Raw genomic sequence first — 14,608 nt, 5'->3', positions numbered from 1 at the left:
TATTAAAAATACAACCGCAATTAATCCCTAAGCAGGAAAGTTATGAAAAAGCAATTGAAAGAGGAATTGATCGCTTTAGCTGAAAAAGTGCTGTCCTTAAAGCAGCAGGAGCACTTTGACTCTGAGGAATTAAAGAATCTTGCACAAAATTTATACGATAAACTAACCATTCTGGATTTCACTGAAAAAAACCTTTTTTCTGCTGAAAAACCTGTGGAAGAACAACCGAAGCAGGAACCTGTTCAGGCACCTCAAAAACCTAAGGTGGAAGCACTAAAACCCGCTCCCGAAGAAGAGGACGAAGACAGATTCGCGCCAGATGGTACTCTTTTCAATGATTCTGAAGCTATTACCGAACCCAATACCGAAAAGATAAAAGATATCGTTGCTCAAATGCCGCCAGAGGCTCAGGAATTTGATGAAATGCTGGAGCACATTCTTCCGAAGAATTATAAAAAGAACGACATGGAAGATATAGGTGGGGTACACTACGATCACCTGCCGCAGTTTGAGCCTATAAATTCCCGCGAAGCAGAAAAACCAAGGTCTTTGAATGATCGTTTAAAGAAGTCTTTTCAGGTAGGAATCAATGACCGGCATGCCTTTGTGAAGCACCTTTTTGAAGGAAGCAATGCCGATTATAACAGGGTGCTTTCCCAACTTAATACCATGAAAAGCAAAGAAGAAGCGGTAAATTTTGTTTTAAACATGGTAAAGCCAGATTACAATAACTGGGAAGGCAAAGAGGAATATGAAATAAGGTTCCTGGCCGTAGTTGAAAGCAAATTTGAATAAAGAGGATCTCCCACAAATGGCAAAATTATTTTTGGTGCCAACACCTATTGGAAATCTGGAAGATATGACCTTCAGGGCTGTTTCAGTTTTAAAACAGGTGGATACCATCTTAGCAGAAGATACGCGTAACAGCGGAAAACTTCTTAAGCATTTTGAAATTAATACGCCCATGCACAGCCACCATATGCACAACGAGCATAAAACTGTGGAGGGCATTGTGCAGCAAATCAAGAATGGTAAAACCTTTGCTTTGATCAGCGATGCGGGAACGCCCGCCATTAGTGATCCCGGATTTTTGCTTACCCGCGCCTGTGTAGAAGCCGGTATTGAAGTGGATTGCCTCCCGGGCGCAACAGCTTTTGTACCTGCACTTGTTAACAGCGGACTGCCAAATGATAAATTTGTTTTTGAAGGATTTCTTCCGGTGAAAAAAGGCCGGCAAACCAGATTAAATCTATTGGCCGAAGAAACCAGAACTATAATTTTCTATGAATCTCCGCACAAGCTAATAAAAACCTTGTCCCAATTTGTAGAATTTTTTGGAGAGGACAGGCCGGTTTCAGTTTCCAGGGAAATTACCAAATTGCACGAGGAAACCATCCGCGGCACAGCTTCTGAAGTTCTTGAGCATTACACGAGCAAACCTCCAAAAGGGGAAATTGTGGTGATCGTTGGAGGAAAGAAATAAGCTTCTTCTGTCGAATAAATTATTCAGAAACTACAATTTGTAATTTAGTAACTCCCGTTGCTGTCATTTCGGGTCCGCCGGGAGATATGTAGTGCGTGATTTCGACCTCGTCTGTCCCTGTAAAGCCCTCTTCAGGTTGATAAACATAGAAGATTCCGTCCTGTTGATATTCAATTTTACTGAATGCCGCATGTTGGGCGTCCGCTGTGATTTTTGGTCCGCCTTCTGTTGGGATTGATTCCGTAAGCAAATAACGATGCTTAAGGTTTTCCGAAGTTTTCTTTGAAATAGTAAAAGTTTCTTCCTTCATGGTCTGGTCCACATTTTGTTTCTCATTTTTATTTTCAGAACAGGCGAAAAACAGGGATAATATGAGAAGTGAAAATATTTTTTTCATAAAACTTTCTTTATCAGTCATTGAAGGTAGTATCAATCCTTAAAACGAACAAATATTTTTATGAGTTGTACCTTCAAAAAGAGCATTTACAATTACTATTTTTGAGCAAAAAATATGCGCTGGTCTCTAAAACCCAAACCCAATCCCGAAATAGTCGCTCAACTTGCCAAATCACTTGGTGTAGGAAAGCCTGTTGCTTCTTTGCTGGTGCAACGCGGAATTGAGACTTTTGACCAGGCAAAGAAATTTTTTCGACCTTCTCTTCAAGATCTTCATGATCCTTTTCTCATGCAGGACATGGAAAAGGCAGTCTTACGAATTGAAAAAGCTATCGCAGAAGGAGAAAATATCATGGTTTACGGTGATTATGACGTTGATGGAACCACCAGCGTCGCACTGGTCTCTTCTTACCTTAAAACCTTTTACCCGAATATCGCCACTTATATTCCAGATCGCTACGAGGAAGGTTACGGAGTTTCTTATAAAGGAATTGATTTTGCTGCAGACAATGATATTTCTCTTATCATCGCCCTTGACTGCGGAATAAAAGCCATTGAAAAAGTTGCTTACGCTTCTAAAAAAGGAATTGACTTTGTGATTTGTGACCACCACCGTCCCGGGGCCGAAATTCCTGCAGCCGTTGCTGTGCTGGATCCTAAAAGAGAGGATTGTAATTATCCTTATAAAGAACTTTGCGGCTGCGGAGTAGGTTTTAAACTGCTTCAGGCTTTGGGCTCTCGCCGAAATGAAACCATAGAAGACTTCATCCCATACCTGGACTTAGTGGCTACAGCCATTGGAGCCGATATTGTTCCTGTAACCGGGGAAAACCGGGTGCTCGCCTACCATGGCCTCCGCGTAATAAATGCAGCTCCAAGACCCGGATTTAAAGCCATTCTGGAGCAGGTAAAAAAGGAAACCCTCACCATAACAGATGTCGTTTTTATCATTGCGCCCCGCATTAATGCTGCCGGCAGAATGAAACATGGACTACATGCAGTGAACCTTTTAACTGAAGAGAATGAAGGAACCGCACGACATTTTGCTTCAGAAATTGAGATTTTTAATAGTGACAGGAAGGATGCGGATAAAACCATCACGGCCGAAGCACTCCTGCAAATAGAAGCGGCCAGCGAACAGGAAAGATTCACAACAGTTGTCTACCAAGAAAACTGGCATAAAGGGGTGATAGGAATAGTGGCGTCACGGCTTACCGAAACTTATTATCGCCCAACCCTGGTTTTTACTAAAAGCGGAAATAAGCTTGCAGCATCGGCACGGTCTGTCAAGGGCTTTGATGTATATGATGCTTTGGAATGCTGCAGCGAACATATTGAACAGTTTGGTGGCCATAAATACGCAGCAGGTCTCACCCTGCTGGAATCTGAATATGAAAATTTTAAACGAAAGTTTGAAAAAGTCGTTTCAGAAAGTATTGATAAGAATCTGTTGATCCCTGAAACATCTATAGATGCAGAAATTCAATTAGCAGATATTACCCCAAAATTCCATAGAATCCTGAAACAATTCGCTCCTTTTGGCCCTGGAAATATGACCCCGGTTTTTATGACGTCAAACTTAAAAGATGCAGGTTATGCAAAGTGCGTGGGTGGAGATTCACTGCACCTAAAAGCACGTTTTGTAGAGGAAAGTTCAGGAATATCTTTTGATGCCATTGGTTTTAATCTTGGTGGAAAATGCGAACTGCTTTCTAATGGCAGTAAAGTAGATGCAGCCTACTGCATTGACGAGAATGAATGGAATGGAAATATAAGTATTCAGTTAAGGCTTAAAGACATTCGGACTAAATAAGAGATTTAGGATGTAATTAACTGATTTTCAGAAAAAGAGCAAGAAATATGTTCTATTTCTTACATTCAAAATTAGACCTTTGTAATTCAACTATTTTCCCTGTAGTTGGTCTAGAATAATTTATGGAGGTGCATTTTTAATCTATATTAGCAAAGCCATAGCATAAGTAGGTTAAGTTCATGGTAGATTTGGGGCAAAGGGAGGCGGAATAACTTATTTCGCCTCCTTTTATGTTTGCCTTGCATTTCTTTTTCCTTTTTCAGAAGATTTGAAAAGAAGAGATACAACTTTTAATTTGCACGAAAATAAAAAGGCTGCCCTAGGGCAGCCTTTTTGATCATTATTCTATTTCAGCAATTATTTTTCCTGAGCATATCTTCTGGAAACTTCTTCCCAGTTGATCACATTAAAGAATGCATCAATATATGCAGGACGCTGGTTTTGATATTTTAGGTAATATGCATGCTCCCAAACATCCATTCCAAGGATAGGAGTTCCACCGCATCCAACGCCGGGCATAAGAGGATTATCCTGGTTTGCAGAAGAACAAACATCAAGCTCTCCGCCTTCTTTTACACACAGCCAGGCCCATCCAGAACCAAACTGAGTAGCGCCAGCTTTAGAAAATTCTTCTTTAAAAGAATCAAAAGAACCAAATTTCTTATCAATTGCTTCAGCAAGATCTCCACTAGGCTTTCTACCTCCGTTTGGAGACATCACTTCCCAGAAAAGGTTGTGGTTGTAATATCCACCACCGTTGTTACGAACGGCTTTGTCGTTCATGTCAAGGTTTGTAAGGATATTTTCAATGGTTTTTCCTTCCTGGTCAGTTCCCTGGATAGCATCATTTAATTTGCTGGTATATCCCGCATGGTGCTTATCGTGGTGAATTTCCATTGTTTTTGCATCTATATGCGGCTCTAATGCATCAAACGCATATTTAAGTTTCGGTAATTCGAATGCCATAATATGATATGTTTTTTTAATTATTAATTCAGATCAACCCCAAATTTAGGAATAAAGCTTTTCAGGAAAAACATTTAGATGTTATAAAATCCTTAAACCTTTAGGTTTTTAACTGAAAAAGATGCTCATTCCATAATAAATTATGCCGGGATTTTGATGAATCCGAAAGAAAATCAGGCGGTTCCATAGAACCAGAAAAGGATTTTATATTTTAGTAAAAAAAATAGCTTGAAGAAAGAGAATTCCTTTACCATTTACAATGCTTCCGCAGGATCGGGGAAGACTTTTACCCTCGTAAAAGAGTATTTATTGCTCCTTTTTTCCTCTTCCAGAACCGATGCCTATAAAAATATTCTGGCCATTACTTTTACCAACAAAGCGGTAGAGGAGATGAAATCCAGGATCGTAGATAATCTTTATGCATTTTCTAAAGATCCTGTTCCGCAGAAATTTCAGCCGCTTCTGAAAATTATTTGTGAGGAAACTGGCTTTTCTGCTTCCGAAGTCAGAGGCCGCAGTCATAATATCCTAAAGAATATCATTCACAATTACGCAGCTTTTGAAGTTTCTACCATAGATGGTTTTACGCACCGGGTTTTGAGAACATTTGCCAAAGATCTTGACCTGCCCCTCAATTTTGAGGTGGAATTGAACACCGCCGAAGTACTACAGGAGGCCGTGGAGCGATTGATCAATAAAGCCGGGGAAGATAAGGAACTTACCAGAGTTCTTATCAACTTTTCACTCAGTAAGACCGATGAGGATAAAAGCTGGGACATTGCAAAAGACCTTTATAAGATCGCAGAATTGCTGAACGCTGAAGATAATCAGGCTTTTCTGCAGTTACTGAAAAACAAAAAACTTAAAGATTTTGACTCGCTCGATTCTGAAATAAGGAATCAAAATGCCCTTTTTGAAGAGGGGGTGGTGGAGACTTCCAACCGTTTTTTTGAGCTGCTGCAAAGCAACGGACTCGAAAATTCAGATTTTAATAGAGGTAGTTGCCCTAATTTCTTCCTAAAACTTCAAAATAAAAATTTTAAGGTAGATTTCGATGCAAAATGGCAGCTGGGCATTGCAGATGAACCTTTATATGCAAAGAAACTAAGCGAAGACAAAAAGATCATCCTGGATCGCCTGCAGCCAGAAGTTGCTTCGCTCTTTAATGAGGCGAAGAGATATATTACGAAACTTCAATATTTCGCGGCTGTTGAGAAAAACCTTACTCCGCTTTCCTTGTTACGTGCCATTCAGGAGGAGGTGGCCATGATCAAAAAAGAGCGTTCTATCGTGATGATATCAGAATTCAACGCTACCATTTCCGGCGCGGTAAAAGATCAACCCGCTCCTTTTATTTATGAGCGTCTCGGGGAGCGTTACCGGCATTATTTTATAGACGAATTCCAGGACACCAGTGAAATGCAATGGGAAAATATTATTCCGTTGGTAAATCATACCTTAACGACAATACATGAAGAGGGAGAACATGGCAGCCTTACGCTGGTGGGAGATGCAAAACAAAGTATTTACAGATGGCGTGGTGGAAAAGCAGAGCAATTCATGGCGCTCTGCGGAAGCAAAAATCCGTTCAACCTGGAGAATAAGGAAGTGGTTTTACTGCCGCATAACTACCGAAGTTCGAAACAGGTCGTAGATTTCAATAATGACTTTTTTCAATTTTCATCATCTTGTTTTTCAAATCTGGAGCATCAAAAATTGTTTAAGGAAACAGCTTCCCAGGAACCGAAAAAGTCGGAGGGAGGTTACGTGAATCTTTCTTTTATTGAAGCTGAAAATGCCGAAGAAGAGATGCAGGTTTATCCCGAGAAGGTGTTGGAGATCATAAAAGACCTGCAGGAAAAGAAAGTTTCGCTGAGTAATATTTGCATTCTTACCCGAAGGAAAAAAGAAGGTGTAGCGATCGCTTCTTTGTTAAGTGAAAATGGAGTGCCGGTAATATCTGCGGAAAGCCTTTTACTTTCCCAGTCTCCAAAAGTGAACTTTATAACCGCTGTTTTACGGTTTTCCCTTGACGGACTGGATAAAAACCTGAAGCTGGTTATTCTCGACTACCTTGTGGAAAACCTTATAGCGCCAGGAAATGCTTATAAATTCATCAAAGAAAGGCTGGATCTTGATCATCAGCACTTCTTCAATAGCCTCAAAACCTTCGGGATAGAGTTCAACCTGGAACAGGTGACAGATTATTCTTTGTATGAGGCTGTGGAATATATTATAAGAAAGTTCAATTTGGTACAGTCTTCAGATGCGTATGTGCAGTCATTCCTGGATTATGTCTACGAAGTTTCTCAAAAAGAAAACCACGGAATTTTTGAATTTTTGGAACTGTGGGAGCATAAAAAGGATAGAAAAAGCATCGCCGCTTCGCCAGATAAAGATGCAGTGCAAATTATGACCATTCACAAAGCCAAAGGCTTGGAATTTCCAATTGTGATTTTCCCGTTTGCGAACAGTAATATCACAGATGTCGCCCGGGAATCTTTGTGGATGGATATTCCTGAAACTTTAAGTGAAGAAATTCCTGTGGGATATTTAAAAGCTTCCAAAGATATGCTGCAATGGGGCGAGGAGCCTTCACTTTTATACGAGAATCTTTGTCATTACAGTCAGCTGGATGCGCTAAATGTACTTTACGTGGCTCTTACCCGCCCGGTGAAGCAGTTATATATTATTTCAAAATATGAATTAAACAAGGGCAAAGAAAATCTGAATAAATTTTCCGGCTTATTTATATCATGGCTTAAATCGATTGGGAAATGGGATGAAAGTCATGAATATGAATTTGGAAGCAGGGAAGATCTTCCGGTTTCAGAAGAAATAGAAGAGAATAATAATTATCAACAGGAAAAATACTATTCCTCACCAACAGGAAGCAATGCCGTTTCTATAATAACAAAATCGGGTTTGCTTTGGGATTCTTCCCAGGCGCAGGCTATCGAAAAAGGGCATTTGGTGCATGATATTTTCTTCAGAATAAAGACTAAAAAAGATGTTCCAAGAGCCATTGCAGAGGCGCGGGAAGAAGGACTTTTTCAAAATAATGATGAAGAAGAAGTAACAGCCGGAATAATGGCAGTGGTGGAGCATCCTGAATTAAAGAAATTTTTTGAACCCGAACTTGTGGTCTACAATGAGCGTGATATCATTACCGAAAACGGAACCATATTAAGGCCAGACAGGCTTGTATTTAATGAAAATAAAGTAAACATAATTGATTACAAGACCGGTGAAGCAAGTGAGAGCCACAAATCACAGATTAACAGTTATGCGCAGGTGCTTACGGCAATGGGGTTTGAGGTAGAGAGCCGGGTTCTTATTTATATTAACCGGCAGGTCACGGTAAGCGTTGTTTAAAAGAAGTGTAATTTTGTAAAAAACAGAATCATGTACGGAAAAATAAAAGATCATTTACAGAAAGAAATAGAAGAAATAAAGGAAGAAGGCCTTTATAAAAAGGAGCGCATCATTACTTCTCCGCAAGGTGCGGCGATCACCATCCAGGGGGGAAAAGAGGTGATTAACTTTTGCGCCAATAATTATTTAGGGCTTTCCTCTCATCCTGAAGTCATCCAGGCGGCAAAAGATACAATGGATACACATGGCTTCGGAATGAGCAGCGTTCGATTTATTTGTGGAACGCAGGATATTCACAAGGAACTGGAAGGGAAAATAGCCGATTTCTACAAAACTGAAGATACCATTCTCTACGCCGCCGCCTTTGACGCCAATGGGGGTGTTTTTGAACCTTTGTTTTCAAAAGAAGATGCTATAATTTCTGATTCGCTTAACCACGCCTCTATTATTGACGGAGTTCGGCTTTGCAAAGCTGCGCGTTATCGCTATGAGAACAACAACATGGACGATCTAGAAAAGCAGTTAAAAAAGGCTAATGAAGATGGAGCGCGCTTTAAGATCATTGTGACCGATGGTGTGTTTTCTATGGATGGGTTAGTTGCACCGCTTGATGAAATTTGCGATTTGGCAGATAAGTATGACGCGCTGGTAATGATAGATGAAGCCCATGCAACAGGTTTTATTGGAGAAAATGGAATTGGTACTCTTGAGGAAAAAGGAGTGCTGGACCGAATAGATATTATAACAGGTACCCTCGGAAAAGCTCTTGGTGGTGCCATGGGAGGTTATACTACCGGTAAGAAAGAGATTATTGAAATGCTGCGGCAAAGATCAAGACCTTATCTTTTTTCAAATTCCCTGGCACCGGCTATTGTAGGTGCTTCTATTAAGGTATTTGAAATGCTGTCTACAGATAGTTCTTTGAGAAATAAGCTGAAAGAAAATACCAGGTACTTCAAAAAGGGGATTAAAGATGCCGGTTTTGATATCATTGATGGGGATGCCGCAATTGTACCGGTAATGTTATATGACGCCAAACTTTCGCAGGATATGGCCGACAGGCTTTTGGAGGAAGGGATTTACGTAATTGGCTTTTTCTATCCCGTGGTTCCAAAAGGCAAAGCAAGAATTAGAGTACAACTTTCAGCGGCCCATAAAAAAGAACATTTAGATGCTGCTATTAAAGCTTTTGTTAAAGTTGGGAAAGAGCTCGATGTTATCTCTTAAGAAGGAAATTGGGCTTTTAGAAGGTTTTGAAAGATTTATAAATTTATGAAAATATTTAGATTTTAAATGAGAAATGTTCTGTAAAGCCCCGTAAATATTGAGATATTAAGAAAACTTTATTATTATAAGCTTTGCCGCTAATGAATATCAGCCTACTTTTGTTTCAACTAACCCAATTGAATTTAAACATTTAGATATGAAACATTTAAACACTTTTTTATTGGCTGCGTTTTTTATGCTGAGCTTTACAGCTGTTCAGGCGCAGGATGAAAATAATCCCTGGGCGATAGGAATAGGTATGAACGCCGTGGATTTTTACCCTACAGGTGAAGATGCTCCTTTAGGAGGTTATTTTGAAGACTTTTTTAATGTTGGTGATCATTGGAACATACTTCCAGGTTTTACAAGACTTTCGGTTGCGAGAAATATAGGAGGAGGCTTTTATTTTGAAGGTGCAGGATCTGTGAACATGATCGAGAGATTCGGTGATGACAGTTGGGACCGACTTACTTATTATTCGTTAGACGGTACTTTTAACTACAGTTTTAGAAACGATGCCAATGCAGGGTGGTTTGATCCATTCGTTGGTGCCGGTGGTGGTTATTCGTGGGTTGACGATGAAGGAGCTGCAACCCTTGATGGTACAGTTGGACTTAACTTCTGGTTTTCAGATAATATAGCACTTTCAGTACAAACTGTTTACAAGCATGCGTTTCAGGATGATTTCAATTCTCATTTCCAGCATGTTGCGGGAATCAAAATTGCTTTTGGTGGTATGGATACTGATGGCGATGGGATTTACGACAAGAATGACGAATGTCCTGAAGTAGCCGGTCTTCCAGAATTCAATGGTTGTCCTGATTCTGACGGTGATGGTATTGCAGACAGAATGGATGCTTGTCCTAACGAAGCCGGTTTAGCTCAGTTCGATGGGTGTCCTGACACCGACGGGGACGGGATTCCTAATCCACAGGATGAATGTCCTACAGTAGCGGGAACTGTTGCAATGAACGGTTGTCCTGATGCCGATGGCGACGGGGTAAGAGACAGTGAGGATGAATGTCCTAACGAAGCAGGACCAGCAGATAACAACGGTTGTCCTTATATGGATAATGACAATGATGGTGTGGTGAACGAAGAGGACGAATGTCCAGAAGTAGCGGGAACTGTTGAAAACAATGGGTGTCCTGAACCAACTGTAGAGGTTATTAATGAATTGAACGAATATTCAAGAACAATTTTATTCGACTTGAATAAAGCAACACTTCGTGGTGAATCTGAAGAGACTTTGCAGGCAATTGCAGATATCATGGAAGAATATCCAACTACAGATTTCCACATAGAAGGTCATACTGATAGTACTGGAGCTGAGTCATATAACCAGCAACTTTCTCAAGAGCGTGCAGAAGCTGTGATGAACTTCCTTGTGGAGGCAGGAATTTCACGAGACAGGATTTCAGCGACCGGTTATGGGGAAAGTCAGCCAATAGCTACGAACGGTACAAGTGAAGGAAGACAGCAAAACCGAAGAGTGGAAATTTCACTTGAAGGTGAGCAGGGCGAATCCACAGATGAAATGAATATGAACAACTAGAAAAGAATAAATCTTTTTGTAGAAAACGCTCCGATACGTCGGGGCGTTTTTTATTTTTATACTATGATACCATTTATTACCCAGGTTCTACAGGAACTACTTTCTCGAAATAAATCTCTTGCCAATCATACCTTTATTCTGCCCAGCAAACGAGCAGGTTCTTTTTTAATCACAGAGCTCGCCAAACTTTCTGAAAATCCTTCTTTCGCTCCCCAAGTGTTTAGCATTGAAGAATTTTCAGAAGAAATGTCTGGTTTAAAAGCTATAGATAATACAACTGCTTTATTTGAATTCTATTCAGTTTATCTGCAATGCACACCTAAAGATAAAATTGAAAATTTCGACACCTTCTCCTCCTGGGCGCAAACTCTCCTATACGATTTTAATGAAATTGACAGGTACCTGATTGATTATAAGCCTTTTTTTAATTATTTGTCAGATATTCAGGAGATAAATCACTGGTCTGCGCAAAAGGAGAAGACTTCTCTAATGGAGAACTACTTAAGTTTTTGGCAGAAGCTTCCTGAATACTACGAAGCTTTAAGAGCCTCTTTGGAGCAGCGAAAAATGGCATATCAGGGGATGGTTTATCGCAGGGCATCAGAAGGAATTGAAAAATATGTAGAAGATCATAAGAACCCACATATATTCCTTGGTTTTAACGCACTAAACAATGCGGAACAAAAGATCCTCCAAAAAATGGAATCTTTGGGTGTGGCGCAAATTTTTTGGGACATTGATGAGGTCTTTTTAAAAGATACGCAGCATGATGCTTCCCTGTTTATGCGCAGGTATAAAAGAGATTGGCCAATGTACCAGGATAAGAATTTTGAATTTGTTTCCCGTAATTTCAGCGGAAGCAAAAACATCCAAATGACGGCTGTTCCTGGAAATATTGGGCAGGCGAAATACGTGGGCGAACTTCTTGCGAATTTAAGTCCGGAAGAAATGAGGAAAACAGCTGTTGTTCTTGGAGATGAATCGCTGCTGCTGCCAGTATTGAATTCTTTGCCTCAAAACGTGGAAGAAATTAATGTCACCATGGGTTTCCCGCTAAATGCGGCACCTGTGACTTCATTATTCGAAGAATTATTGAGGGTACATACTCATAAAAAACACGAGCTTTATTTCAAAGATGTCATTGGGATTAGCAACCACCCCTTGGTCCAGAAAATAACCTTTGGGTTTTCGAAGGAAATTTCAGGAAAGATTCAACAGGACAACCTGGTTTATTTTTCTACTGCCAAGCTGCTTAGCTTTATTCCTGAAAAATATTCAAAAATTTTCAGTCTGTGCTTTGAAGACTGGAAAGACGATCCGCATTTTGCCATTTCTCAGTTTCAGAAGTTGATTTTCGAGATAAAGGGAAGTCTTGACAAGGAGAAAGATCAACTCACCCTGGAATTTCTTTACCAATACCATTTGCTGTTCAATAAGCTTACGAATCTGCTGGAGACCTATTCTCACGTGAGATCGATCAAAACCTTATACACTATTTTTAAAGAGCTTCTGGCTAGCCAAACAGTAGATTTCCATGGAAAACCTTTCACGGGGCTTCAGCTAATGGGAATGCTGGAATCACGTGGACTTGATTTCGAGAACGTCATTATTACGTCTGTAAACGAAGGAGTCTTACCGGCCGGGAAGAGCAGTAATTCCTTTATTCCTTATGATCTTAAATGCTCTTACGATTTACCAACCTACAAGGAGAAAGATGCGGTATATACCTACCATTTTTACCACCTCCTGCAAAGAGCGAAAAACGTTCAGCTGCTTTACAACACCGAGAGCGACGGACTAAGTGCAGGGGAAAAAAGTCGCTTTTTGTTGCAACTCGAAATGGAAAAACAGGAGGCTCACAACATGAAAAAAATAACGGTGGCACCAAAAGTGCCTGCAATAGGGAGAAAGCTACAGCAGGTGGAGAAAAATGAGGAGATACTTGAAAAGCTTAAGCAGCTTGCGGACCGCGGGTTCTCACCCTCTGCGCTCACTACATATATAAGAAATCCCATTGATTTCTATAGGCAATACATCCTGGGAATCAAGGAAAAAGATGAGGTGGAAGAAACCATCGCCTATAATACCCTGGGCACGGTAGTGCATGATACGCTGGAAACCTTTTATAAAAACTGGATAGGAGAAGAACTCACTATGGATAAACTTAAAGAAGCAGTCAAAAGAACGCCTGCAGAAGTTGCTGTACAGTTTCAGAAAACCTACACCAAAGAACCTCTCAAAAAGGGCAAAAACCTTCTCATTTTTGAAGTGGCCAAAAGGTATGTCATCAATCTTCTGAAAATGGATATGAATTTTCTAAAAGATGGAAATATCCTGAAAATCTTGGAAGTGGAAAGTGACCTCAGAACCGAAATCCCCATTGAGGAGCTGGATTTTCCTGTTTTTTTACGCGGAAAAGTAGACCGTTATGATTGTTTGAACGGAAAGAAGCGCATTATTGATTATAAAACGGGAAATGTAAATCAAAACCAGGTAGAGATCGTTGACTGGGAAGATTTAACGAGCGATTATAACAAGTATGGCAAAACTTTTCAGATATTAAGCTATGCCTGCATGCTGAACGCTGAAAAAGCTTTTAATGAGCCTGTAGAAGCAGGAATTATTTCTTTTAAAAACCTTCAAAATGGCTTTTTGAAGTATTCTAAAAAAGATAAGCCTGGCGCCTGGGCAAAAAAAGATCCCGATATTGATGAGAACGTATTGGAGGCATATCGGGCAGAATTAAAGAAATTAATAACAGAAATATGTGATCCGGAAATACCTTTTCTGGAGAAAGAAATTCCCTCACAAACATGGTAATTAAGAAGATAAAGAACATTCCATTGCAAGGAAAGCATGGACGTCCTGTAGTCACAGATGTATTTTATTCAGAAAAAGAAGAGAAAAAGCCGGTTCTCATTTTTTGTCACGGCTATAAAGGTTTTAAAGATTGGGGTACATGGAATTTAATGGCAGAGGAGTTCGCAGGGAATGGGTTTATGCTAATCAAATTCAATTTTTCCTTTAACGGAGGAACTTTGGAGCAGCCCATAGATTTTCCCGATCTTGATGCATTTAGTGAGAACACCTTTTTAAAAGAACTGGACGATCTTGATGTGGTGCTGGATTGGGTGAGCGGAAAAGATTTTCCACATAAACCTTATGCAGATACTTCGAGCATCTCACTGATTGGCCATTCCCGGGGCGGTGGTACGGTGACTGTGAAAGCTGCCGAAGATGATCGCGTGACAAAGCTTATCACCCTGGCATCCATAAGTGATTTCGGAAACAGGTTTCCTTCCGGACCCGAGCTGGAGGCATGGAAAGAAAATGGCATCGCCTATGTTGAAAACAGCCGCACCAAACAGCAAATGCCCCATTTATATAGTTTTTATACCAATTTTAAAGAAAATGAAGAGAGGCTCACGATCTCCAGGGCGGCAAAACAGTTGGAAATTCCTTTCCTCATCATTCATGGAACCGCAGATCCCACAGTAAACGTTGATAACGCACAACATCTTAAAGAATGGAACCCAAATGCTGAATTATTTCTTCTGGAGGGCAGTAACCATGTTTTTGAAGGAATCCATCCATGGAGTGAAAAAGGATTACCAGATGCTTTTAAAAAGATTGTGGCAAGGGTAACGCAGTTCGTTCGGGAGTAGTAGGTTTGTAATAATTTAGATTCCTAAAATGCTGTTTTAGAGTTTTTTTCTCTGAAGAAACTGTGGTTCCAAAGACTGTTGTCGAACAC

At 40.2% G+C, this 14,608-nt stretch carries 10 protein-coding genes; 8 read left to right on the top strand and 2 right to left on the bottom strand.

Annotated elements, in window-relative coordinates; translation table 11 throughout:
- Positions 1-42 precede the first annotated feature (42 nt).
- Complete coding sequence (locus ACOV1Q_RS01640) at positions 43-795, top strand: DUF8457 domain-containing protein (protein ID WP_424492693.1); 753 nt, start codon at positions 43-45, stop codon at positions 793-795.
- Positions 796-811: 16 nt separating this feature from the next.
- On the top strand, positions 812-1,483 hold the full coding sequence (gene rsmI / locus ACOV1Q_RS01635) for a 16S rRNA (cytidine(1402)-2'-O)-methyltransferase (protein ID WP_424492692.1): 672 nt from the start codon (positions 812-814) through the stop codon (positions 1,481-1,483).
- A gap of 19 nt (positions 1,484-1,502) precedes the next feature.
- Here rsmI and ACOV1Q_RS01630 read toward each other — a convergent pair whose 3' ends face one another.
- The gene (locus ACOV1Q_RS01630; RefSeq protein WP_424492691.1) at positions 1,503-1,880 is read right to left on the bottom strand and encodes a hypothetical protein; all 378 of its coding nucleotides are present in this window, start codon (positions 1,878-1,880) and stop codon (positions 1,503-1,505) included.
- A 114-nt stretch (positions 1,881-1,994) separates the two neighbouring features.
- On the opposite strand from ACOV1Q_RS01630, the gene recJ reads away from it, so the two are divergent.
- A complete protein-coding gene (gene recJ, locus ACOV1Q_RS01625; protein WP_424492690.1) occupies positions 1,995-3,692 on the top strand; it encodes a single-stranded-DNA-specific exonuclease RecJ in 1,698 nt (565 codons plus the stop codon).
- Between the two features lie 357 nt (positions 3,693-4,049).
- Here recJ and ACOV1Q_RS01620 read toward each other — a convergent pair whose 3' ends face one another.
- Positions 4,050-4,658, bottom strand: coding sequence for a superoxide dismutase (locus ACOV1Q_RS01620; RefSeq protein ID WP_424492689.1), 609 nt, complete (start codon positions 4,656-4,658; stop codon positions 4,050-4,052).
- 228 nt (positions 4,659-4,886) lie between these two features.
- Here ACOV1Q_RS01620 and ACOV1Q_RS01615 point away from each other — a divergent pair, with 228 nt between their 5' ends.
- From ACOV1Q_RS01615 to ACOV1Q_RS01595, 5 genes are all read left to right on the top strand, one after another.
- On the top strand, positions 4,887-8,033 hold the full coding sequence (locus ACOV1Q_RS01615) for a UvrD-helicase domain-containing protein (protein WP_424492688.1): 3,147 nt from the start codon (positions 4,887-4,889) through the stop codon (positions 8,031-8,033).
- Between the two features lie 30 nt (positions 8,034-8,063).
- Complete coding sequence (kbl, locus tag ACOV1Q_RS01610; RefSeq protein WP_424492687.1) at positions 8,064-9,260, top strand: glycine C-acetyltransferase; 1,197 nt, start codon at positions 8,064-8,066, stop codon at positions 9,258-9,260.
- A gap of 196 nt (positions 9,261-9,456) precedes the next feature.
- Positions 9,457-10,854, top strand: coding sequence for an OmpA family protein (locus ACOV1Q_RS01605; RefSeq protein ID WP_424492686.1), 1,398 nt, complete (start codon positions 9,457-9,459; stop codon positions 10,852-10,854).
- A gap of 63 nt (positions 10,855-10,917) precedes the next feature.
- Positions 10,918-13,674, top strand: coding sequence for a PD-(D/E)XK nuclease family protein (locus tag ACOV1Q_RS01600; RefSeq protein WP_424492685.1), 2,757 nt, complete (start codon positions 10,918-10,920; stop codon positions 13,672-13,674).
- Complete coding sequence (locus ACOV1Q_RS01595; protein ID WP_424492684.1) at positions 13,668-14,519, top strand: alpha/beta hydrolase family protein; 852 nt, start codon at positions 13,668-13,670, stop codon at positions 14,517-14,519. The genes ACOV1Q_RS01600 and ACOV1Q_RS01595 overlap by 7 nt, the downstream gene beginning before the upstream one ends.
- Positions 14,520-14,608: the final 89 nt, after the last annotated feature.

The sequence above is a fragment of the Salinimicrobium maris genome, from assembly GCF_049680855.1.
GTDB lineage: Bacteria > Bacteroidota > Bacteroidia > Flavobacteriales > Flavobacteriaceae > Salinimicrobium.
The sequence above is the reverse complement of the archived record's forward strand: the minus strand, read 5'-3'. Positions and strand labels throughout refer to the sequence as shown.